16 protein-coding genes are annotated in these 23662 nt (G+C 72.2%); 10 read left to right on the top strand and 6 right to left on the bottom strand.

What is annotated here, in order from left to right; genetic code table 11:
• Positions 1–38: 38 nt before the first annotated feature.
• The 3 genes from ACFYPA_RS10305 to ACFYPA_RS10295 all read right to left on the bottom strand — a co-directional run bounded on the left by ACFYPA_RS10305 (position 39) and on the right by ACFYPA_RS10295 (position 6097).
• Positions 39–1613, bottom strand: coding sequence for an alpha/beta hydrolase (locus tag ACFYPA_RS10305; RefSeq protein ID WP_389130990.1), 1575 nt, complete (start codon positions 1611–1613; stop codon positions 39–41).
• A gap of 70 nt (positions 1614–1683) precedes the next feature.
• Positions 1684–3288 (bottom strand): alpha/beta hydrolase, encoded by a 1605-nt coding sequence (locus ACFYPA_RS10300; protein WP_389130988.1) that lies wholly within the window; start codon positions 3286–3288, stop codon positions 1684–1686.
• A 79-nt stretch (positions 3289–3367) separates the two neighbouring features.
• Positions 3368–6097, bottom strand: a complete 2730-nt coding sequence (locus ACFYPA_RS10295; protein ID WP_359348834.1) for a lysylphosphatidylglycerol synthase domain-containing protein — start codon at positions 6095–6097, stop codon at positions 3368–3370.
• 221 nt (positions 6098–6318) lie between these two features.
• Between ACFYPA_RS10295 and ACFYPA_RS10290 the strand changes: the two genes are divergently transcribed.
• Positions 6319–6711, top strand: coding sequence for an MGMT family protein (locus ACFYPA_RS10290; RefSeq protein ID WP_389130985.1), 393 nt, complete (start codon positions 6319–6321; stop codon positions 6709–6711).
• Between the two features lie 273 nt (positions 6712–6984).
• Positions 6985–10404: an ATP-dependent helicase gene (locus ACFYPA_RS10285; protein ID WP_389130982.1), complete on the top strand. Its 3420-nt coding sequence runs from the start codon at positions 6985–6987 to the stop codon at positions 10402–10404.
• 24 nt (positions 10405–10428) lie between these two features.
• On the opposite strand, the gene ACFYPA_RS10280 is transcribed toward ACFYPA_RS10285, so the two are convergent.
• Positions 10429–11334 (bottom strand): SAM-dependent methyltransferase, encoded by a 906-nt coding sequence (locus ACFYPA_RS10280; RefSeq protein WP_389130980.1) that lies wholly within the window; start codon positions 11332–11334, stop codon positions 10429–10431.
• A 153-nt stretch (positions 11335–11487) separates the two neighbouring features.
• Between ACFYPA_RS10280 and ACFYPA_RS10275 the strand changes: the two genes are divergently transcribed.
• From ACFYPA_RS10275 to nudC, 3 genes are read left to right on the top strand one after another with little or no spacing between them, the layout of a single operon-like run.
• A complete protein-coding gene (locus ACFYPA_RS10275; RefSeq protein ID WP_389130978.1) occupies positions 11488–14949 on the top strand; it encodes a UvrD-helicase domain-containing protein in 3462 nt (1153 codons plus the stop codon).
• Positions 14950–14959: 10 nt separating this feature from the next.
• Complete coding sequence (locus tag ACFYPA_RS10270; RefSeq protein WP_389130975.1) at positions 14960–16354, top strand: dipeptidase; 1395 nt, start codon at positions 14960–14962, stop codon at positions 16352–16354.
• 44 nt (positions 16355–16398) lie between these two features.
• Positions 16399–17343: an NAD(+) diphosphatase gene (gene nudC / locus ACFYPA_RS10265; RefSeq protein WP_359076890.1), complete on the top strand. Its 945-nt coding sequence runs from the start codon at positions 16399–16401 to the stop codon at positions 17341–17343.
• Between the two features lie 91 nt (positions 17344–17434).
• Here nudC and ACFYPA_RS10260 read toward each other — a convergent pair whose 3' ends face one another.
• Positions 17435–17692, bottom strand: a complete 258-nt coding sequence (locus tag ACFYPA_RS10260) for a glutaredoxin domain-containing protein (RefSeq protein WP_359076892.1) — start codon at positions 17690–17692, stop codon at positions 17435–17437.
• Between the two features lie 321 nt (positions 17693–18013).
• Between ACFYPA_RS10260 and ACFYPA_RS10255 the strand changes: the two genes are divergently transcribed.
• The 5 genes from ACFYPA_RS10255 (at position 18014) to ACFYPA_RS10235 (ending at position 22096) form a co-directional block, all read left to right on the top strand.
• Positions 18014–20263, top strand: a complete 2250-nt coding sequence (locus ACFYPA_RS10255; RefSeq protein WP_389130970.1) for an ATP-dependent DNA helicase UvrD2 — start codon at positions 18014–18016, stop codon at positions 20261–20263.
• A 164-nt stretch (positions 20264–20427) separates the two neighbouring features.
• A complete protein-coding gene (locus ACFYPA_RS10250; protein WP_359076896.1) occupies positions 20428–20763 on the top strand; it encodes a hypothetical protein in 336 nt (111 codons plus the stop codon).
• A 172-nt stretch (positions 20764–20935) separates the two neighbouring features.
• Positions 20936–21304 carry a WhiB family transcriptional regulator gene (locus ACFYPA_RS10245; RefSeq protein WP_359076898.1) on the top strand — a complete coding sequence of 123 codons (369 nt, stop codon included), beginning with the start codon at positions 20936–20938 and terminating at the stop codon, positions 21302–21304.
• A gap of 32 nt (positions 21305–21336) precedes the next feature.
• Positions 21337–21660, top strand: coding sequence for a hypothetical protein (locus ACFYPA_RS10240; RefSeq protein ID WP_359077772.1), 324 nt, complete (start codon positions 21337–21339; stop codon positions 21658–21660).
• Positions 21661–21892: 232 nt separating this feature from the next.
• On the top strand, positions 21893–22096 hold the full coding sequence (locus ACFYPA_RS10235) for a hypothetical protein (protein WP_359076899.1): 204 nt from the start codon (positions 21893–21895) through the stop codon (positions 22094–22096).
• Between the two features lie 39 nt (positions 22097–22135).
• On the opposite strand, the gene ACFYPA_RS10230 is transcribed toward ACFYPA_RS10235, so the two are convergent.
• Positions 22136–23635 (bottom strand): ABC1 kinase family protein, encoded by a 1500-nt coding sequence (locus ACFYPA_RS10230; RefSeq protein ID WP_389130967.1) that lies wholly within the window; start codon positions 23633–23635, stop codon positions 22136–22138.
• Between the last annotated feature and the right edge of the window lie 27 nt (positions 23636–23662).

Below are 23662 nucleotides of genomic sequence, written 5' to 3'. Positions count from 1 at the left end.
CCTGCGGCCCGGCCCCTTCGTCATGTCCGTACCGTCCGCTACGAACAGGTCTTGCCGTCCGCGGGGACCTTTCCGTCCAGGAAGTACGCGTCCACCGTCGACGTCACACAGGTGCTCACCCCGTAGGCGCCGTGCCCCTCGCCCTTGTTGGTGAGCAGGACGCCGACGCCCTCGCCCAGTTCGTCCGCCATCTTCCGCGCGCCCTCGTACGGCGTCGCCGGGTCGCCCGTGGTCCCCACGACCAGGATCGGAGCGGCGCCCGGAGCGCTCGCCTCAGGGGTGTCGTGCTCGCCCGCCACCGGCCAGTCGGAGCACCAGCCCGCGGTGTCCCAGGCCAGGAACGCGCCGAAGACCGGGGACAGCTTCCTGAACTCGGGCAACAGCGCCTTCGCCTCGGCCGCCGTCGGCCTGGCCTTGGTGTCCGCGCAGGAGATGGCGCGCTGCGAGTGGTTCTGGGTGTCGTAATGACCGTTCTCGTCACGGCCGTTGTACGAGTCGGCGAGCTGCAGCAGCATGCTCCCGGTGCCGCTCTCCGCCTCGTCCAGGGCCTGCGCGAGCGTCGGCCAGCTGTCCTTGGAGTAGAGCGGCAGCACGATGCCGGTGATCGCCAGCGACTCGTTGAGCTCGCGGTCCGTACCGGTCGGCAGCGGATCGGCGTCGATCCGCTTCAGCAGGGCGGCGATGCGCTTCGTCCCCTTCTCGGGGTCCTGGCCGCGGTCCTCGAGGTAGTTCTCCAGCGCCCGCTGAAAACCGGTCGTCTGGTTGCGGGCGTGACCGGTGGAGTCCGCCGTCGGGTCGACGACGGCGTCGAAGACGGTCCGCCCGACCTTCTTCGGGAAGAGGTGGGCGTAGGTGCCGCCCAGCTCGGTGCCGTACGACATGCCGAAGTACGTCAGCTTCTCGTCCCCGAGGACCTCGCGGATCAGGTCCATGTCCCGGGCGGCGCCGGTCGTGCCGACGAACGGCAGGACCTTGCCCGAGCGGCGTGCGCAGCCGGCGCCGAATCCGGCGCCGTCCTTCATGAACGCCGCCTCCTCGGCCGCGGTGTCCGGCGTCATGTCGATGTTCTTGTTGGTGCTGTCCTGCTCCCGGTCGGTACGGCACCGCACCCCGGCGCTCTGGGCCACCCCGCGCGGATCGAACCCCACCAGGTCGTAGCGGGTGTTGAGCGCCCCGTACGAACCGGCGGCGCGCGGCAGGATCGAGACACCCGAGCCGCCCGGCCCGCCGAAGTTGAACAGCATCGAGCCGAGCCGCCGGCCCTTGTCCCGGGCCTCCTTGCGGATCAGCGCGATGCCGATGGTGTCGCCGTCCGGCTTCGCGTAGTCCAGCGGGACCTCGACCGTCGCGCAGCGCCAGGGCGAGCCCGGAGCGGTACCGCCCTCGGGGGCCTCGCAGCGCTTCCAGTCCAGGCGCTGCGAGGTGAGGGCGGCGGGCAGTGGCTTCGTCCCGGTGCCGGGCGACGGGGCGGCGGACTTCGAGGCGGCCGGGGCCGTGGTGCCGTCCGCCGGTGTGGCCGGCTTGTCGTCCGTGCCGTCCTCGCAGCCCGCGAGCACCCCCGTCAGCAGCAGAGCGGCGGCGGCCAGCGCCCCGGCCCGTGCGTAAGCGACCACGTGTACGTTCCCTCCCCGTTGTGCCTGCCCGTACGGCAGTTCGCCCATGGTAGGCGCGTGCCGGGAGCGCCTAGCCGCAGACCGTGCCGTCCGCCGGCACCTCGCCGTCCAGCAGGTAGCCGCCCACGGCCTTCTGCACACAGGCGTTGCCGCTGTTGTACGCGCCGTGGCCCTCGCCCTTGTACGTCATCTCCACGCCGACGCCCTCGCCCAGTTCCTCGGCCATCGCCTTCGCGCCCGCGTACGGGGTCGCGGGGTCGCCGGTGTTGCCGATGACCAGTACGGGGGCGGCGCCCTCGGCGCTGACGTCCGGGGTGTTCCAGGCGCCCGCCACCGGCCAGCCGGTGCAGGCCATCAGGCCCCAGCCGAGGTAGTCGCCGAAGACCGGTGAGGCGTCGTGGAACGCGGCGAGCTTCTCCTTGGTCCGGTCGAGGGTGAACCGTTCCTTGGAGTCGGCGCAGTTGATCGCGGTGTTGGCCGCGGCCGAGTTGTTGTAGTGGCCGTCCTCGGAGCGCCCGTTGAGGGAGTCGGCGAGGGCGAGGAGCAGTCCGCCGTTGCCGCCGTCGGCCTCGTCCAGGCCCTGTTCCAGCAGCGGCCAGGTCTCCTTGGAGTAGAGCGCCGCCGCGATGCCGGTGGTGGCCTGCGTCTGCGTCAGCTTCCGGGAACCGATGCCCGCGATGGGCTTCTTCTCCAACCGGCCGAGGAGTTCGGACACCCCCTGTTCGACCTCCTCGGCGGTGGAGCCGGGCAGCCTGCACGCGTCGCCCCGGTCCACGCAGTCCTTGGCGAAGTCGTCCAGCGCGAGCTGGAAGCCCTTGGCCTGGCCGAGGGAGGACTGCTCCGCGTCCTCGGTCGGGTCGACCACCGCGTCCAGGACCGACCTGCCGACGTGCCGGGGGAACAAGTGCGCGTAGACGCCGCCCAGTTCGGTCCCGTACGAGATGCCGAAGTAGTACAGCTTGTCGTCGCCGAGGACCTGGCGCATCAGGTCCATGTCCCGGGCGGCGTTCGTCGTGCCCACGAAGGGGAGCTCCTTGCCCGAGTTCTCCTCGCAGGCCGCCACGTACGTCTTCGTGTCGTCGATGAACCGCTTCTCCTCGGCCGCGTCGTCGGGCGTACCGTCGCCCTCGTACCGTGCGTCCAGCTGCGCGTCGTCCTCGCACTCCACGCCCGCGCTGCGGCCGACTCCGCGGGGGTCGAAGCTCACCAGGTCGTACCGCGTGCGGAGCTTGTCGTAGTCCGTGCCGAACGCGGGCAGGGTCGCTACACCGGAGGCGCCGGGGCCGCCGAAGTTGAAGATGAGCGAGCCGATCCGCTTCTTCTCGTCCATCGCCTTCGCGCGGATGAGCGCCAGCTCGATGGTGTCGCCCTCCGGCTCGGCGTAGTCGAGCGGGACATTCATGAAGGAGCACTCCCAGACGGCCCCGCCGGGCAGGGGAGTGGGCGAGGCACCGCCGCCCTGCGCCTGGGAAGGGGCCGGGCACGGTGACCACTTCAGCCGCTGGGACGCGAGGCCGGCGGGCGTGGCGCCCGCGGCGGTCCCGGCAGGCCGCGGCGTGCTCTCCGAGCGGCCGGCCGTGTCCGTGTCACCCCCGTCCGAACAGCCGGCGAGGGGAAGCAGCACGGTCACGGTGGCGGCGAGGGCTGCGGCGCGCAGGGCGGGGGAGGTCCTCATCACTCCATCGTGCGGCGGCGCCCCGAGGGGTGCACGGGGCGCCGGTCCAAGCGGGTGGACTGGGCCCGGGAAGGCGCTTCTAGAGCTCGCCCTTGCGCGTCAGGTGGTTGAAGGCGAGCCAGCCGGGAAGTACCGGCAGCCACAGCGTCATCAGCCGGAACAGCAGTACCGCAGGAGCCGCGACTTCCTTCGGCAGGCCGACCGCGATCAGACCGAGGGTCAGCGCCCCCTCGACCGCGCCCATCCCGCCCGGCGTCGGCGCCGCCGACCCCAGCGCGTTGCCGGCGAGGAAGACCACCGCGATGCTCGCGTAACTGAGGTGCGGGGTGTCCGGACCGCTGAACGCCCGGACCGACGCGTCCAGACACATCACGAACAGGCCGGTCAGCAGCAGCATCCCGCCGATGCCGGTGAACAGCTTCTGCGGCCGCTGCACCACGTCGAGCATGCGCGGTACGACGCCCGCGAACAGCGACCGCACCCGGGTCACCACGAACTTGCGCAGGAACGGGATCGCCGTCACCACCAGCACCAGTACGGCGACCGTCAGCAGCCCCGCGATCACCGTCCTGGACGGGGTGAGCGAGGACGGGGTCTTCTCCGTACCGGTCAGATAGCCGAAAGCGGCCAGCAGCAGGATGTGACAGCCGAGACCGAACAGCTGAGAGGCGCCGACACTCGCGACCGCGAGCCCCGGACGTACGCCGGAGCGCTGGAGGAACCGGGTGTTCAGCGCGACGCCGCCCACCGCGGCCGGGGCCACGATCTTCACGAACGAGCCGGCGACCTGCGCCATCACCGTCTTGCCGAACGGCACCCGCTCGGGCACGAAGCCCAGCAGACTCATGGCGGCCGCGATGTAGCTGAGCGCCGAGAAACCCAGCGCCGCCGCCACCCAGCCCCACTCCGCCTGCTCGACCACCGCACCGAAGTCGGCCTCGGTGACCTGCGAGATCAGGAAGTACGCGGCGATGGCACCGGCGATGAAGCTGAACAGGGTGCGCGGCTTGATGCGCTCCAGCCGGACCGGCTCGACCGGCGCCTGCGGCCGGATCAGCAGCACCTCCTGGCGGATCTGGGAGAGCAGGTCCTCCTCGCGGGCCCCGTCGAGCGCGTCGTCCATGGCGCGCTTCTCGGCCTGCTTCTCGGTGCGCTGCGACTTGCGGCCGGACTTGCGGCCCGCCTCGTCGGCGGCCTCCGCGTCCTGCGACCGGGCCCGCTTCGCCGCGTCCGAGGCGTCCAGTACGGCCTCGCGCTGGCGCTGCGACCGCTCACGGGCGAGCCTGCGCAGATGGGCACGGGTGGAGCGGCTGAGCGCGATCGGCTGGAGCAGCGGCAGACAGTCCGCGACGGCGTCCGGACCGAGCACCGCCAGCGCGGACGCGACAGCACGCTCGGCGCCCACCCGCAGACCCGTGGTGGTGAGCAGTTGAGCGACGTCCATCCGCAGGACCAGGTCGCCGGCCGCGATCTCACCGCCGCGCAGATCCGTGACGAACACCTCACCGGAACGATCCACCAGGATGGCGTCACCGGTGAGCCTGCGGTGCGCGATCCGCCGCGACTGGAGCGCCTGCACCTGACGCCAGGCGCCGCGCACCAGATCGTCGGTGATCTCGGAGTCCTCCAGCGCGTCGAGCGAGCGCCCGCCGATGTGCTCGTAGACCAGCATCACGGCGTCCGGACCCAGCTCGGAGGTGGCGATCAGCTTGGGGGCGTTGGCGCCGGCGGCGATCGCCGCGTACGCGAGCAGCGCCTCCTGCTCCAGGGCCTGGCGCAGTGACTGGATGGAACGCCGCTGGGTGATGCCGCGCAGGGTGAGCCTGCGCCACAGCCGGTAGAAGAAGCCCTGCGCCTGTTGTTCGCGGTCCACGACCGTCACGTCGAGCGGTGGTCCGTCCTCCAGGGAGACCACGTAGCGGCGCCCGCGGTCGCTCTGGTCACCGCCCGAATCGGGCGCGTCGTCGGCGCGCATCGCGGTGACCGGCCGGAAGCCGACGTGACGCAGACCGGCCATCAGGTGCTGGCCGGTCGGCCGGACGTTCGGCGAGCCGACCGCGTACAGCGTGCCGTACGCGACCGTCCAGCCGATCAGTACCGTGAGGATGATCGACAGCGGGGTCGTGTACCCGCCCACCAGCATGGTGAAGGCGTCGAGCAGCAGCACCACCCACAGCACGACCCGCCACCGCGGCCGTCTCGCCATGCCGACCGCCGTCATATACGCGATCACCGGCGCGAGATAGCCGTGTACGGGGTCGGTGAGCGCGTTACCGGGCTGCGGCTGGGTCAGGGCGTCCTGAATGGTGCCGGCCGCGGAATTGGACACCCACAGGTCCGTGGCGAGCGTCACCCCGTGCGCGAGCACGGCGGCCAGGACCCCGTCCGCGATCCGCAGCCCGTCGCGTTTGATCAGCCGCTCGATGGCGAAGGCCACCGGGACGAGCAGCACGGCGATGCTGGAGACGAGACCGGCGAGCTTGATGAGCAGATCGGGGGCCTGGCCGGTGCCCTTGTTGATGTCCTCTTCGAGGCCGGCCGTCGTGCCGTGGGCGAAGGCTGCGACGGCGAACAGCACGACGATCGCCAGGACCCCGACGAGGAGCCGCAGCAGGTCGGAAGGGCGGTGCACCCGGGCGGGGAGCAGGGGTTCGTCACCCGAGACGCGGTCGGTCAGCGTCGCGTCGGTCGAGAGCGTCGAGCCGGCCAGGTGGTCCGAAGGGGTACGCGGGCCCGGGCCCGGCTGCGACCCGTCCCCCTCGGGGTGCGGCTCGGCATCAGAGGCGTCGGCCGCCTTCGGTGGCTGCACGCCCTGCTCCTTCGTCGCCTCTGATTGATCTTCGTGTTCTCGTATCACCGGTCACCGCCCGCATGATGGTGGCACGGCCGACGGGCGGAGGGGGGCATCAGGGTGCGATGCGGCGGCGCGCGATGCGCAAAATACGCTCCCTTCCCCTCCTGCGTACACCGCGTGTGCGCCCGGGCACGGAACGGGCCGGGCTGTCGGTGGTGTACGGCAGTATGGGCCGGATGAGCGAACACCCGACGAGCGACGCGTTGCCGGAGTACGCGGAGCGTGTGCTCGACGTCGCCGAACTGATCCCGCCCGGCCGCGTCATGACCTACGGCGACGTCGCGGAGTGGCTGGGGGACGGCGGACCGCGCCAGGTCGGCCGGGTCATGGCGCTGTACGGGGGAGCGGTGCCGTGGTGGCGGGTGGTGCGCGCCGACGGCGCGCTGCTGCCCGGCCACGAACTGCGTGCGCTGGATCACTACCGCGAGGAGAACACCCCGCTGCGCGAGGCCGCCCGGTCCGCGGAGGGCCATGTCCCGCGCCTGGACATGCGGCGCGCACGGTGGGACGGCGTGGCGGACGGCGGTCCGGGCACGGAAGGCGATGGCGGCGAGGGCTCTCACACCTGACAGCTTCGGCCATCCGGCGGCACATCGGGCGGAGCCCGGCCCGTACGACGTACAGGAAGCGCGAAGCGGGGGTCGCACCCCACCCTTCCGCCGCCGGGCGGAACGTGACGATCTACGCGGCGCCCCGCCCTTCCTCCGGCCGGAACGTGACGATCCACGCAGCCGTCCCGCCCCGATCGGTGGCCCCGGCGGAGTAGCGTCGTCAGTTCGCGGCACGCGCCGCACCCACACCTCCAGTACCCCAGCACACCCACCAGGACCGGCGATCCCCACGTGAGCTCCTCCTCCACCACCCGCAACAGTCCGCACCGTCAGGCACGGCGTCGGACCACGGGCGCGTACCGGCTGGTGCGCACCCTGCCGGGCTCCGTGGATCCCCCTCTCCTGGACGCGGCGCAACGTGCGGTGGTTGACCACGCCGGCGGGCCGCTGCTGGTACTCGCGGGCCCCGGGACGGGCAAGACCACCACCCTCGTCGAGGCGGTCGCCGCACGTGTCGCCCGGGGCGCCGATCCGGCCCGCATGCTGATCCTCACCTTCAGCCGCAAGGCCGCCGTCGAACTGCGTGACCGGATGGCCGCCCGGCTCGGGGCCGTCCGCGGACCGCAGGCCACCACGTTCCACTCCTTCTGTTACGCCCTGGTGCGCGCCCATCAGGACGCCGACCTCTTCGCGGACCCGCTGCGGCTGCTCTCCGGACCCGAGCAGGACGTCACGGTCCGCGATCTGCTGGCGGGCCAGCTCGACCTGGAGAAGGAGGGCCACGACCACATCCGCTGGCCCGACGAGCTGCGGGCCTGCCTGACCACGCGTGGCTTCGCCGACGAGGTGCGCGCCGTGCTCGCGCGCAGCCGTGAGCTGGGCCTCGGCCCGGACGCGCTCGCCGCCTTCGCCCGGCGCACCGGCCGGCCGGACTGGGGCGCGGCCGCCGCGTTCCTCGCCGAGTACCTGGACGTGCTGGACGCGCAGGGGGTGCTGGACTACGCGGAACTGGTCCACCGCGCCGTGCTGCTCGCGGAGCGCCCCGAGGTGTCGGGGCTGCTGGCCGGTAATTACGACACCGTGTTCGTCGACGAGTACCAGGACACCGACCCGGCGCAGGTACGGCTGCTGCACGCGCTGGCCGGGAACCGGGGGAGCGTCCCGGGTGGCGGCGGTGGCCGGAACCTGATCGCGTTCGGCGACCCGGACCAGTCGATCTACGCCTTCCGCGGTGCCGATGTGAACGGCATCCTCGACTTCCCGGAGCTGTTCCGGCGCGCGGACGGCGCCCCGGCCCCGGTCGGCGTCCTCACCACCTCACGCCGCTCCGGCGCGGGGCTGCTCGCCGCGACCCGTCTCCTCACCCGGCGGATGCCGCTGACCCGGCTGCCGTCGGCGAAGGTGCGCGCCCACCGGGAACTCGGCGCGGTCCGCGAGGGCGGCAGCGTCGAGACGTACACCTATCCCACCGCGTCCACCGAGCTCGAGAACATCGCGGACCTGCTGCGCCGGGCGCACCTGGAGGACGGGGTGCCGTGGCACGAGATGGCGGTCCTGGTCCGTGCGGGCGGCCGCACCATTCCCGCGGTGCGCCGGGCCCTGACCTCGGCGGGCGTGCCGCTGGAGGTCGACGGCGACGACCTGCCCCTGCGCCACGAACCGGCGGTGGCCCCGCTGCTGACGGCCCTGCGCACGGTGGCCGCGGCGGCGCTCCGCCCGAACGCGGACGCGGCTACGGGGCCGGACGCGGATCCGGACACGGACGCGGATCCGGACACGCCCACGGACGCGGGTGTCGATACGGACGCGACCGCCGGTACGGACCCGGGACCGGCCCCCTGGCTCGACACCGAGACGGCGCTCACCCTCCTCGCCTCCCCCCTGGGTTCCATGGACGCGGCCGACCTGCGCCGGCTCGGCCGGGCCCTGCGCGACGAGGAGCGCGCCGCCGGCAACCGCGTGCCCGCGCCCTCCGGCGAACTGCTCGCCCGCGCGCTCGCCGAACCGGAGCGGCTCGTGGCGCACGACCCGGCGTACGCCCGCGGCGCCCAGCGCCTGGGCGCGCTGCTGCGCACGGCGCGCGAGCTCCTCGAAGCCGGCGGCACCGCCGAGGAGGCCCTGTGGGCGCTGTGGTCCGGCACCCCTTGGCCGGCCAGGCTGGAGCGCGCCGCACTGCGCGGAGGCGCGGGCGGACGCAACGCCGACCGCGACCTCGACGCCGTCTGCGCCCTCTTCGACACCGCGGCCCGCGCGGAGGAGCGCACCGGAGGCCGGGGCGCGCTCAACTTCCTGGAAGAGGTCGACGCACAGGACATCGCCGCCGACACCCTCTCCCGGCGCTCCGTGCGGCCCGAAGCCGTACGACTGATGACCGCTCACCGCTCCAAGGGCCTGGAGTGGCGCCTGGTGGTCGTCGCCGGGGTCCAGGAGGGCCTCTGGCCCGACCTGCGCCGTCGCGGCTCGCTGCTCGAAGCGGACCGGATCGGTCGCGACGGCCTCGCCCAACCGCTCACGCCCGGCGCCCTCCTCGCCGAGGAGCGCCGCCTCTTCTACGTGGCGGCGACCCGCGCCCGCGAGCGCCTGATCGTCACCGCGGTCAAGGCCCCCGCCGACGACGGCGACCAGCCGTCCCGCTTCCTCACCGAACTCGGCGTCGAACCCCGCGACGTCACCGGCCGCCCCCGCCGCCCCCTCGCCGTCGCGGCCCTCGTCGCCGAGCTGCGCGCCACCACCGTCGACCCGGCCGCCTCCGACGCGCTGCGCGAGGAGGCCGCCCACCGCCTCGCCCGCCTCGCCGCCCTGAGCGACGACGAGGGCCAGCCGCTGGTCCCCTCGGCCCACCCCTACCGCTGGTGGGGCCTGTACGAACCGACCCGCTCGGCCGTCCCGCTGCGCGACCGGGACCAGCCCGTCGCCCTGTCCGGCAGCGCGCTCGACCAGCTCGCCAACACCTGCGCGCTCCAGTGGTTCCTGGGCCGCGAGGTGAAGGCCGACGCCCCGGCGACCGCGGCCCAGGGCTTCGGCAACGTCGTCCACGTCCTGGCCGACGAGGTGGCCTCCGGGCGGACGCCCGCCGATCTGGCCGTCCTCATGGAGCGGCTCGACTCGGTCTGGGACGGGCTGGTCTTCGATGCCCCGTGGAAGTCGCGGCAGGAGAAGGACCAGGCCCGCATCGCGCTCGAACGCTTCCTGCGCTGGCACGTCATGGACCGCACCGGCCGGACCCCGGCCGCCAGCGAGCACGACTTCGACGTGACGCTGGAGGCGGGCGCGTACGAGGTGCGCATCCGCGGCTCCATGGACCGCGTCGAACGTGACGCCGAGGGCCGGGCCTACGTCGTCGACTTCAAGACCGGCAAGCAGTCCCCGACGAAGGAAGAGGTCGCCCGCCACCCCCAGCTCGCCGTGTACCAGCTGGCGGTCCGGGAGGGCGCGGTCGACGAGGTCTTCGACGGCACGCGCCCCGAATCCGGGGGCGCCGAACTCGTACAGCTGCGTCAGCCCGCCCCCAAGAAGGAGGGCGGAGACGCCGTCCCCAAGGTGCAGGCCCAGCAGCCGCCCGAGACCGAGTGGGTCTCCGATCTGCTGGCGACCGCGGCCGGCAGGGTCCTGGACGAACGGTTCACCCCGTCCACCGGCCAGCACTGCACCCACTGCACGTTCAGGGCCTCGTGCAGCGCGCAGCCGGAGGGGCGGCACGTCCTGGAGTGAGCCGGGCCCGGCCCGCCGGGGCCGTCAGGGCTTGCGTGCCATCACCCCGTACACACTGACGTCGGCGTCCGTGACGTCGTCGATCCGCTGGTACCGCGTCCGGTCCAGCTCGTCCAGCCCAGCGACGAACTCCGGGTCCGGGTCCCGGGACTCGGGCAGGTCGACGACCTGCTCGGGCCGCCAGCGGTGCACCGGTACGACGCCGGGGTCGAGCATCTCCAGCGCGTTGTCCGTCACGAAACGCTCGACCTGCGCGCGCGAGCGCCGGACCATCCCGAATCCGCGTTCCTTGAACGACTTCGTGATCCGGCCGACCTGCTCGGGGTTGAGGTCCGAGCTGACGTTGCTCAGTACGAGGTAGCTGCCGGGCGTCAGGGCATCGAGGAGCTGCTCGACGATCGGGTAGGCCTCGTCGTCCTCGATGAAGTGGAGGACGGCGGCGAGGACGAGGGCGACGGGCCGGTCGAGGTCGAGGGTGCTGCGGGCCGCTTCGAGGATCTTGGCGGGGTCGCGCAGGTCCGCCTCGATGTAGTCGGTGTGGCCTTCGGGCCCGCTGGTGAGCAGCGCCTGCGCGTGCACGAGGACGACCGGGTCGTTGTCGACGTACACCACGCGCGCGTCGGGGGCGATCGCCTGAGCGATCTGGTGCACGTTCTGCTGGGTCGGCAGCCCGGTCCCGACGTCCAGGAACTGCCGGATGCCGTCCTTCGCGGCGAGCGTGACGGCCCGCCGCATGAAGTCCCGGTTGTGCCGCACGGTGAGGTATCCGCGCGGATTGGCTGCCAGGGCCATGGCCGCGGCCTCGCGGTCGGCCGGGTAGTTGTCCTTGCCGCCGAGGAAGACGTCATAGACCCGTGCGGGGTGCGCCTTCGTGGTGTCGATGCGCTTCCTGAGCCCGGCGGCGTCAGGGGCGGGTGCGTCGGCGCTCATATGACCGTCCTCATAAGGCTGTTGATGCGACAAGCAGTCAATCTAGGGGGTCTCCCGCCGCTTGCGCGCCATCAGGACAGGGGCCGGGGCCCTCACCCCGGTCGCCCCTCACGGCTTCGAGGATTGTCGGTCCTGCCGGTTAGCCTCTGTGGAGTGTCCTCACGTATCACCGATCCCGAGCAGCTCAAGGAGCTGCTGGGGATCCCCTTCACCCCGGAGCAGACGGCGTGCATCATCGCGCCGCCCGCGCCGCAGGTGATCGTCGCCGGAGCCGGGTCGGGGAAGACCACGGTGATGGCGGCCCGCGTCGTGTGGCTGGTCGGGACCGGCCAGGTCGCCCCCGAACAGGTCCTCGGGCTCACGTTCACCAACAAGGCCGCCGGTGAGCTCGCCGAGCGCGTCCGCAAGGCCCTGATCGCCGCCGGGGTCACCGACCCGGACGTCATCGACCCGGACAACCCCCCGGGCGAACCCGGCATCTCCACCTACCACGCCTTCGCCGGCCGGCTCCTCACCGAACACGGGCTGCGGATAGGACTGGAACCCACCACCCGGCTCCTCGCCGACGCCACCCGCTACCAGCTCGCCGCCCGCGTGCTGCGCGAGGCGCCCGGCCCCTACCCCGCCCTGACCAGGTCGTTCCCCACCCTGGTCAGCGATCTGCTGGCGCTGGACGCCGAGCTCGCCGAACACCTCGTGCGTCCCGAACAGCTCGCGGAGTACGACACCGAACTGCTCCACGCCCTGGAGACCGCCAAGCTCAGCAACGCGGAACTGCGCAAGATCCCCGAAGCCGCCGAGGCCCGCCGTGAGCTGCTCTCGCTGACCCGGCGCTACCGGGAGGCGAAACGCAGCCGCGACCTCCTCGACTTCGGTGACCAGATCGCCCTCTCCGCCCAGCTCGCCCTCACCCGTCCCGAGGTCGGCGCCATCCTGCGCGAGGAGTACCGGGTCGTCCTGCTCGACGAATACCAGGACACCTCCGTCGCCCAGCGCCTCCTGCTCTCCGCCCTCTTCGGCGGCGGCCCCGACGGCATCGCGTCCGGGCACGCCGTCACCGCGGTCGGCGACCCCTGCCAGGCCATCTACGGCTGGCGCGGCGCCTCCGTGGCCAATCTCGACGACTTCCCGAACCACTTCCCGCACGCCGACGGCACTCCGGCCGCCCGCTACTCGCTCAGCGAGAACCGCCGCAGCGGCGGCCGGCTCCTTCATCTCGCCAACGGGCTCGCCGCCCCCCTGCGCGCCATGCACGAGGGCGTCGAAGCCCTGCGCCCCGCACCCGGCGCCGAGCGTGACGGCCTCGTCCGCTGCGCCCTGCTGCGCACCCACGCCGAGGAGATCGACTGGCTCGCCGACTCGATCGCGCACCTAGTGCGCACCGGCAAGGCCCCCGGCGAGATCGCCGTCCTGTGCCGCACGGCGGGGGACTTCCCCGAGATCCAGGCCGCGCTCGTCGACCGGGACGTCCCGGTCGAGGTCGTCGGCCTCGCCGGGCTCCTCCACCTTCCCGAGGTCGCCGACCTGGTGGCCGTCTGCGAGGTCCTCCAGGACCCGGGGGCCAACGCCTCCCTGGTCCGGCTCCTCACCGGCCCCCGCTGGCGGATCGGCCCCCGAGACCTGGCCCTGCTCGGCCGCCGAGCCCGCCTCCTCGTCCACCGCGCGGCCCATGCGGACGACGACGACTTCGACCCCGACCGCCGCCTCGCCGAGGCCGTCGAGGGCATCGACCCGGCCGAGGTGATCTCCCTCGCCGACGCGCTGGACACCTTCCTCGACTCGGGCGGCGAAGAGGACGACCACCTGCCGTTCTCCGCCGAGGCCCGCGTCCGCTTCGCCCGCCTCGCCACCGAACTGCGCGACCTGCGCCGCTCGCTCTCCGACCCGCTGATGGACGTCCTGCACCGGGTCCTCGCCACCACGGGCCTGGAGGTCGAGCTGTCCGCCTCGCCCCAGGCCCTGGCGGCCCGCCGCCGTGAGACCCTCGCGAACTTCCTCGACGTCGCCGCCCGGTTCGCCGCCGTCGACGGCGAGGCGACGCTGCTCGCCTTCCTCGGCTTCCTGCGCACCGCCGTGCAGTACGAGAAGGGCCTGGACAACGCGCTGCCCGGCGGCGAGAACACCGTCAAAGTGCTCACCGCCCACAAGTCCAAGGGCCTGGAGTGGGACGTCGTGGCCGTGCCCGGCCTGGTCACCGGCCAGTTCCCCAGCGGCCGGTCGAGGGAAGCCTGGACCTCCCAGTCACAGGTGCTCCCGCACACCCTGCGCGGGGACACGGCCACACTGCCCGTCCTCCACTCCTTCGACGCCAAGGGCCTCAAGGGCTTCAAGGAGGAGATGAACGAGCACCAGCGGACCGAGGAGCTCCGCCTCGGCTACGTCACCTTCACCCGGCCCCGCACCCTGCTGCTCGGCTCCGGCCACTGGTGGGGCCCGAGCCAGAAGAAGCCGCGCGGCCCCTCGGTCTTCCTGGACGCGCTGTACGAGCACTGCGCCGCCGGGCACGGCGAGATCGAGGCGTGGGCGGACGAGCCGGCCGAGGGCGAGGAGAACCCGGCTCTGGGAGAGGCCACGGCCGACCACGCCTGGCCGCTGCCGCTGGACGACACCGCCCTCGCCCGGCGCCGGGCCGCCGCGGACACGGTGATGGCCCACCTGGAGGCGCTGGCCACGGCGGGCCCGGTGCCGGACGCGTACGAGGCGGCGCGGACGCCACCCGCCCCGGAAGACGCCCGCACCGGCCGTCTCGGCGACGAGCTGTTCCCCGAGGACGACCCCTTCCTGGACGACGCGGCCCTCCCCGACGACGACTCCTTCCCGGACGACGCCCCGTTCCCCGATGACATCCCGTCCCCGGCCCCTTCCGCCCCGCACGTCCCGGCGGCCCGCGCGCCCGAGCAGCTCCCCGCGCGCCTCACTCCCGAGGAGTCCCGCACCCTCGCCTCCTGGGACCGCGACCTCGACGCCCTCGCCGGGGAGCTGCGCCGGGCCCGCGCCACCGTGCGTGACGTCCTCGTGCCCGCCTCGCTCTCCGCCACCCAGCTGCTGCGCCTCGCCGACGACCCCGACGGCTTCGCCCAGGAACTGGCCCGCCCCATGCCCCGCCCCCCGCAGCCCGCCGCCCGCCGGGGCACCCGCTTCCACGCCTGGGTCGAGTCGCGCTTCGAGGAGCTGCCGCTGCCCATGCTCGGCCCCGACGAGCTGCCCGGAGGCGACGAGAGCGACGCCGACATCGCCGACGAGCGCGATCTCGCCGAGCTCAAGGAGGCCTTCGAGCGCACTCCGTACGCCCGTCGCACCCCGTACCGCGTCGAGACGCCCTTCCAGATCACGCTGGCCGGCCGGGTGATCCGCGGCCGCATCGACGCGGTGTACCGCACGGGGAACACGTACGAGATCGTCGACTGGAAGACCAGCCGCACCAACACCGCCGACCCCCTCCAGCTCGCCGTCTACCGCCTCGCCTGGGCCGAACTGCACGGGCTGCCGCTCACCGACGTCACGGCCACCTTCCTCTTCGTGCGCAGCGGCGAGAGCGTCCGCCCCACCCGCCTCCCCGGCCGTCCGGAACTGGAGCGCATCCTGCTGGACGAGCCACCTCCCACGGACGGATAAGCTGAAGGTCATGAGCGACACCCCGGACAGCGCCGTCCGTACGTACACCGAGCAGCACCGCGCAGCCTTCCTCGACGACCTCGCCGAGTGGCTGCGCATCCCGTCCGTATCCGCACAGCCGGAACACGACGGGGACGTACGGCGCAGCGCCGCGTGGCTGTCCGCCAAGCTGAAGGAGACCGGCTTCCCGGTCACCGAGATCTGGGAGACGGACGGCGCGCCCGCCGTCTTCGCCGAGTGGCCCTCCGACGACCTGGACGCCCCCACGGTCCTCGTGTACGGACACCACGACGTGCAGCCCGCCGCCCGTGAGGACGGCTGGGACACCGACCCCTTCGAGCCGGTGATCCGCGACGGCAGGATGTACGGGCGCGGCGCCGCCGACGACAAGGGGCAGGTGTTCTTCCACACCCTCGGTGTCCGGGCCCACCTCGCCACCACCGGCCGCACCACGCCGGCCGTCCACCTCAAACTCCTCGTCGAGGGCGAGGAGGAGTCCGGCTCCCCGCACTTCCGCGCCCTGGTGGAACAGCGGGCCGGCCGCCTCACCGCCGACGCCGTGATCGTCTCCGACACCGGCATGTGGGACGAGACGACCCCGACGGTCTGCACCGGCATGCGGGGCCTCGCCGAGTGCGAGATCGAGCTGCACGGGCCGGAGCAGGACATCCACTCCGGATCGTTCGGCGGTGCCGTCCCCAACCCCGCCACGGAGATCGCCCGTCTCGTCGCGGCCCTCCACGACACCGACGGCCGGGTCGCCGTCCCCGGCTTCTACGACGGCGTGGCCGAACTCACCGACACCGAACGCGCCCTGTTCGCCGAGCTGCCCTTCGACGAGGCCACCTGGCTGCGCACCGCCAGGTCCGGGGCCGCGTCGGGCGAGGCCGGCTACTCCACGCTGGAGCGGATCTGGGCCCGGCCCACCGCCGAGGTCAACGGCATCGGCGGCGGCTACCAGGGCGCCGGAAGCAAGACGATCATCCCCACCTCCGCCCGGGCCAAGATCAGCTTCCGTCTGGTCGCCGGCCAGGACCCGGATGACGTCCAGAAGGCCGTCCGGGTATGGGCCGAGGACCGGATCCCGGCGGGCATCCGTCACCGGATCACCTTCCTCCCGGCCACCCGCCCCTGCCTGACGCCGCTCGACCACCCCGCGCTGCAGGCCGTGGCCCGCGCCATGGGGCGGGCTTTCGGCCAGAAGATCCTCTTCACCCGCGAGGGAGGCTCGGGACCCGCCGCCGACCTGCAGGACGTGCTCGGCGCACCCGTGCTCTTCCTCGGCATCTCCGTACCGTCCGACGGCTGGCACGCCCCCAACGAGAAGGTCGAACTCGACCTGCTGCTCAAGGGCGTGGAGACCACCGCCCACCTCTGGGGCGAACTGGCAGCCGCACTCCGCTGAATCCTCTGAACACCCGATCCATCCCGGGGGAGTAGGAAGCACTTGTGAGCACCTTCGACAACGCCACCACGGACAGGCCCATCGGTCTGACCGCGCCGAGCGGCATCGACCGCGCGGCGCACCACCGCCTCGACGAGGCCTGGCTGGCCGCCGCGTGGAGCCACCCGACGACCCGGGTCTTCGTCGTCTCCGGCGGGCAGGTGCTGATCGACGACACCGCCGACGGCACCGAACTCGTGATGACCCCCGCCTTCGAGGCACCGGTCACCGAGACCCACCGCTACTTCCTGGGCACCGACGAGGACGGCGTCAGCTACTTCGCGCTCCAGAAGGACACGCTGCCGGGCCGCATGGACCAGCAGGCCCGCCCGGCAGGCCTGCGCGAGGCCGGTCTGCTCCTCGGCGCCCGCGACGCCGGTCTGATGGTGCACGCGGTGGCGCTGGAGAACTGGCAGCGGCTGCACCGCTTCTGCTCGCGCTGCGGCGAACGCACGGTCATCGCGGCGGCCGGCCACATCCGCCGCTGCCAGGCCTGCGGCGCCGAGCACTATCCGCGTACCGACCCCGCCGTCATCATGCTGGTCACCGACGACCAGGACCGCGCGCTGCTGGGCCGCCAGGTCCACTGGCCCGAGGGCCGGTTCTCCACGCTCGCCGGTTTCGTCGAGCCCGGCGAGTCGATCGAGCAGTCCGTGGCCCGCGAGGTCTTCGAGGAGGCGGGCATCACGGTCGGCGAGGTCGAGTACATCGCCAGCCAGCCCTGGCCCTTCCCCTCCAGCCTGATGCTCGGCTTCATGGCCCGGGCCACGACGTTCGACATCAACGTCGACGGCGAGGAGATCGAGGAGGCCCGCTGGTTCTCCCGCGAGGAGCTGACGGCCGCCTTCGAATCGGGCGAGATCCTGCCGCCGTTCGGCATCTCGATCGCGGCCCGCCTGATCGAGATCTGGTACGGCAAGCCGCTCCCGAAGCCGGTCCGCGCGAGCTGACCCGTGCCCGGCCCTGGCTGCCGCCGTCCGCTGTCACACAGCACCGCCCCCTCCGGTGTCTCGACCGGAGGGGGCGGTGGGCGCCGGGGCGTCAGGCCGAGAGGGCCTGCTTCACCTGAGCCAGGCTCGGGTTCGTCATGACGACGTTCTCGCCGCCGCCGGAGGGGGTCACGAGAACGGTCGGAACCGTCTGGTTTCCGCCATTCGCCTTCTCGACGAAGGCTGCCGACTCCGGGTCCTGCTCGATGTTGATCTCGGTGTAGCCGATGCCCTCGCGGTCCATCTGGCCCTTGAGCCGACGGCAGTAGCCGCACCACGTGGTGCTGTACATCGTCACAGTGCCCGGCATGTCTTCGCGCTCCTCTGTCTCATCGGTCTCGGCCATCCCGTCACGTCCCGGCGCGGTCTCTTCCGTCACACTCGTGCGTCTCGCTCTTCCGTCTCGCTCTTGCGTCACGCCGAGGTCGCACGGAGAAGCCGGGGCGTGCGTTGCCGCACGGAAGGGGAACGTACGCGACCTGGCCACCATTCCCGGGGCCGCGCCCGCGTACGGGCCGGGGCCGCGCCGGCCTACCGGACCAACCGTCTGCGTACCGGCCGGGACCGGTCCCGCACCGGCGGCCGACACCGGCCCGTTCCGGCCGAGATCGCTTTCGTATTAGTACGACAGATGCGGCCCCCCTGTGGACAACTTCCGCGGGCGCCCCTTTCGACCTGGCAGCATGGCGGGGTGACATCAGCAACGCATTCCACCCTCTTCCCTCAGGTCCCCGACTCCGCCGACGCCGTCCTCGACGGGCTCGACCCCGAGCAGCGCGAGGTCGCCGAGGCCCTGCAGGGCCCGGTCTGCGTGCTGGCCGGAGCCGGTACGGGCAAGACGCGGGCCATCACGCACCGCATCGCCTACGGGGTGCGTGCGGGGATACTCCAGCCGTCGAGTGTGCTTGCCGTCACGTTCACCAACCGGGCGGCCGGCGAGATGCGCGGGCGCCTGCGTCAGCTCGGCGCGGGCGGGGTGCAGGCGCGGACCTTCCACTCCGCCGCGCTGCGTCAGCTCCAGTACTTCTGGCCGAAAGCAGTCGGTGGTGATCTGCCCCGGCTGGTGGAGCGCAAGGTCCAGCTGGTCGCCGAGGCGGCGGCCCGCTGCCGCATCCGGCTCGACCGCAACGAACTGCGCGATGTCACGAGCGAGATCGAGTGGGCCAAGGTCACCCAGACCGTGCCCGCCGACTATCCGGCCGTGGTCGCCAAGTCCCAGCGGGACGCCCCGCGCGATCCCGCCGAGATCTCCCAGGTCTACGCGATGTACGAGCAGCTGAAGCGCGACCGTACGGTGATCGACTTCGAGGACGTGCTGCTCCTCACCGTCGGCATCCTTCAGGACCGCCACGACATCGCCGACCACGTGCGGCGTCAGTACCAGCACTTCGTCGTCGACGAGTACCAGGACGTCAGCCCGCTCCAGCAGCGGCTGCTCGACCTCTGGCTCGGCGACCGGGACAACCTCTGTGTCGTCGGCGACGCCAGCCAGACGATCTACTCCTTCACCGGAGCCACCCCCGACCATCTGCTCAACTTCCGCACGCGCCACCCCGGGGCCACCGTGGTCAAACTCGTCCGGGACTACCGCTCCACGCCCCAGGTCGTCCACCTGGCCAACGGGCTGCTCTCCCAGGCCCGCGGCCGGGCCGCCGAGCACCGGCTCGAACTGATCTCACAGCGCGAGTCCGGCCCCGAACCCGCCTACCTGGAGTACCCGGACGAGCCAGCCGAGGCCGAGGGCACCGCCCGTCGTATCCGGGACCTGATCGCCGCCGGTGTCCCGGCCGGCGAGATCGCTGTGCTCTACCGGGTCAACTCCCAGTCGGAGGTCTACGAGCAGGCCCTCGCGGACGCGGGTGTGCCGTACCAGCTCAGGGGCGCGGAGCGGTTCTTCGAACGTCCGGAGGTACGGGAAGCGGGCGTCGCGCTGCGCGGCGCAGCCAGGGCGGGGGGCAACGACTCCCTGCTGGACGATGCGGAGGGGCTGCCCTCCGAGGTGCGGGCGGTGCTCTCCACCAAGGGCTGGACCAGCGAGCCGCCCGCCGGATCAGGCGTGGTGCGGGACCGCTGGGAGTCCCTGGCCGCGCTCGTCAGGCTGGCGGAGGACTTCGAACAGGCCAGGCCGGGCGCGACCCTCTCCGACCTGGTGGCCGAGCTGGACGAGCGGGCGGCCGCCCAGCACGCCCCCACGGTCCAGGGCGTCACGCTCGCCTCGCTGCACTCGGCGAAGGGCCTGGAGTGGGATGCCGTGTTCCTGGTCGGGCTGACCGAGGGCATGATGCCGATCACCTACGCCAAGACGGACGAGCAGGTCGAGGAGGAGCGCCGACTGCTCTACGTCGGTGTCACCCGGGCCCGCTTCCATCTCTGCCTGTCGTGGTCGCTGGCGCGCTCGCCCGGGGGCCGGGCGGGCCGCAGGCCGAGCCGGTTCCTGAACGGGATGCGCCCCGGCTCGGCGGCGCCCGGTGGCCGGGCGACGGCAGCCGGCAGCGGCGGGATCGAGCGCCCGGCGGTGGCCCGGCGCAAGCGGCGCGGGCCCGCGCTGTGCCGGGTCTGCGGCAAGACGCTGACGGACGCGGGCGAGATGAAGCTGATGCGCTGCGACGACTGTCCGTCCGACATGGACGAGGCGCTGTACGAGCGGCTTCGCGACTGGCGCGCGGTGCGGGCACTGGAGATCAGCCAGCCCGCGTACTGCGTGTTCACCGACAAGACGCTGATGGCCATCGCCGAGGCGGTGCCCGGCAGCGAGGGCGAACTGGCCGGGATCGCAGGGGTCGGCGCGCGGAAACTGGGCCGGTTCGGTGCCGCCGTGCTGGACATCTGCGCAGGTGGGGACGGGGCTGAGGGGCCCGAGGCGGCCGACGAGGAGATGTGAGAAAAACTCGTCGAAAAAATAGTTTGCGCCCGCCCCAGTCATCACCATAGGTTCTTAACCACGGGAACAGCGACTTCTCTGAAGCCCTGACCCTGTGCTGTACTTATCCGAATACGTAGGACCGGCCCGCCGGTCCCCAGAGACGCCGAGAGGAGGCGATTGAAGTGATCAGCATCATCGAGACCAACAAAGTGACCGATCTCTCGGTCGTCTCCGCCTGCTCGCTCGGCCTCGCCTGCTCGTCGGCTTCCTCGCTGCGTGGCACCGGTATGTCCGGCATTTCCGCCGTCAGCCCGCTGTCCCTGGCAAGCCTTCCCGTTCGGGAGCGTAATGAGCGACCGACCCAGGCACCGGCAGCAGCAGTAGCGAAGGGACAGGCCCAGGCCTATGCCTTTGCGGCCGTCGGTGCGGGAGCGGAATCCGGAGCCAAGAAGCAGACGACGCACCACCACACGATGTGGGCCTTCCGTGGGCCTGAACCCTGGAGTGATCCAGTCTGATCGACGATCGGACCGGCGCCTTCAGGGCCGCGGAACCCCACTCGGGATCCGCGGCCCTTTTGTTTTGTCCGAACGGACGAGACAGCGCGAAGGAGCCTCGGGACAAGCAAGACCTGGTACCAGCCGCCCCCGGCCAACAGGCCGGAAACGACCAGACGAGGACACCACCACCGTGCAACTCGAAGCGCACGCCCCGTCCGTCCCGCCTTCCGACACGATCGCCCCGCCCGGCCACACGGAGGACTCCACCTTGATCCCCCTCACCGCGCTCACCGCGCTCGACGACGCCATCGAGAACCTCGGCGTGCCCGTCCCCTGCCGTTCCTACGACCCCGAGGTCTTCTTCGCCGAGTCGCCGGCCGACGTCGAGTACGCCAAGTCCCTGTGCCGCACCTGTCCGCTCGTCGAGGCCTGCCTCGCCGGCGCCAAGGAGCGCCGCGAGCCGTGGGGTGTCTGGGGTGGCGAGCTCTTCATCCAGGGCGTCGTCGTCGCTCGCAAGCGTCCGCGTGGCCGTCCGCGCAAGAACCCGGTCGCGGCGTGACCGCCGACCTGGGGGTCATGGCCCCCAAGCCCATGAAACGCATCGGAACCATCGACCGTCCCCTGACCCACGACCCCCGAAACCAGGCACCAATGATCCTCCCCACGAGGGAGCCCGTCGGCTCCGCGACCCCGAACGTCACCATCATCGGCGCGAACGACTCGCGCCAGAACAGGACCCGTGAGATGCAACTCATCCCAGAAGCCCTGGCTCGTGCGCATATGCACGACCGCCTGCGGGAAGCCGACGCGGAACGTCAGGCCGTGCGCCTGATCACCGCGCGGCGGATGCAGCGCAGGGCCGAGCGCGCCTCGATGCGCGCCCGCCGTGCGCTGGCCATGGCGGTCATGCACTGAACCCAGCAGGACCGCACGCCGGCAGTAACCGCCGGGAAGCAGCCGCTCTCTGCTTTCCCGGCAAGCACGACATCCGTACCCCTACCGCGGGGCCGGTCCATTCGGACCGGCCCCGCGGTCGTTGCCGCGGCAGTTTCCGCGCCCGCGCCCGTTCCTGTTCCCGTTCCCGCTCCAGGTGATGCCGCCGGTGCCGCGCCGTGCCGGAACGTGCGGGCGGAGTTATCGTCACGAGGTGGACGAGGAGACCCGTCGCCCCGGAGCGGGCGGCACCGAGGACGTCGTATGCGCTCTGTGCGGCACCCCCGCCGGGAGTGAGTACGCACCGCCGACCTGGCTCTGTGCTGTGGAGAACGGCAGCCGCCGCTACTACTGCGACGACTGCGCCCGCACCCACATCCGGGCCATCGAAGGGCGCCTCGACTCCGCTTGGTGGTGAAGCCCGCAGGCGCGGCGGCCGAGCCCGGCCGGGCGGCGGCTACTTGATCTCCGCGGGGGCCGCTGCCTCGTCCATCGCCTCTTCCTCCGCCGTCACCTCGTACACCGTCTGCCCGTCATCCGCCGCTGTCTCCTCAGGCGTCGGTGCCTGCTCCCTCTCCTCCGCCGACAGGAAACCCGGGAGCCAGGCCTCCAACTCCTCACGCAGCCGGACCGTGGCGCCGAGCTGGCACAGCACCCCGATCGTGCTCAGCGTCACCCGGTGTATCAGCAGGTAGGCGGGCGGCAGATTCAGCTGCTTGCCCAGCTGATGAGCGGGAGAACGCGGATCCGCTATGCGGGCGGCCTGAGTGCGCAGCCACGTCCGGCTGAAAGCGAACTCGTCCACCTCGGCCGGTTCGATGATCGGAAGGAGGTAGTCGAGGACGGCGTCCGGCGCGAGGTCGATCGAGTCCTTGACGAACCCCTCCTCACGCAGCAACTCGTACACGGAGTCCGCGTCTCCCTGCAGCGTCAGCCGCAAGGAGTCCCCGATGGTCTGCGGCAGCCCGCCCGGCAGCCGGTCCACCGTGCCGAAGTCCAGCACTCCCAACCGCCACCGAGCCGCACCGGCGTCCACGGTTCCGTCCTGATCAGCTTCGCCGTCCCCGTCGGGTGACGGGTCCGCGGGCAGCAGCCGGAAGTTGCCCGGGTGCGGGTCCGCGTGGAGCAGCCCGGTGCGCGCGGGGCCGGAGAACAGGAACCTCGCCAGCAACTGCCCGGCCCGGTCACGCTGCTCGGGGGTCCCGTCGGCGATCACATCGGCCAACGGCACCCCGTCGATCCATTCGGTGACCAGCACCTGATCGGACTGGTGGACCACCCCCGGGACCACGACGTCGGGATCGCCCGCGAACTCCTCGGCGTGCTCCCGCTGCGACTGCGCCTCCTGCTCGTAGTCCAGTTCCTCCGACACACGCTCCCGCAGCTCCGTGATGAGCGGCTTGATGTCCATACCGGGGATCAGCGGGCCGAGCAGCCGGGCGAACCGGCTGAGCTGGGTGAGATCCGAGAGCAGAGCCTCGCCGGCGCCCGGGTACTGCACCTTCACGGCCACGTCCCGGCCGTCGTGCCACACCGCCCGGTGCACCTGCCCGATGGAGGCGGCGGCCGACGGCTTGTCCTCGAATGCGAGGAACAGCTCCCGCCAGTCGTCACCGAGCCGCTCAGCCAGTACCGCGTGCACCGTGGCGCTCGGCAGGGGAGGGGCGGCCTCCTGCAGTTTGGTCAGTGCCGCGCGATAGGGGCCCGCGACCTCTTCCGGCAGGGCGGACTCGAAGACGGACAGGGCCTGCCCGAGCTTCATGGCCCCGCCCTTCAGCTCGCCCAGCACCTTGAAGAGCTGATCGGCGGTGCGCTGCTGGACCTCGCGGGCCACCAGTTCCGCGGACTTCCCGCCGATGCGCTTTCCCAGGCCCCACGTGGCGCGGCCGGCGAACCCCAAAGGCAGCGCGGCCAGCTTGGCGGTTCGGGTGACCGCCTTCCGGGGAAGATCAGACATATGCCCCTCCAAATCCCAGACTGCCGC

It is taken from the genome of Streptomyces sp. NPDC005775 (assembly GCF_042871565.1).
In the GTDB taxonomy this organism is placed as follows: domain Bacteria; phylum Actinomycetota; class Actinomycetes; order Streptomycetales; family Streptomycetaceae; genus Streptomyces.
Note: the sequence above shows the minus strand (reverse complement) of the source record. Positions and strands in the feature narration are given on the sequence as shown.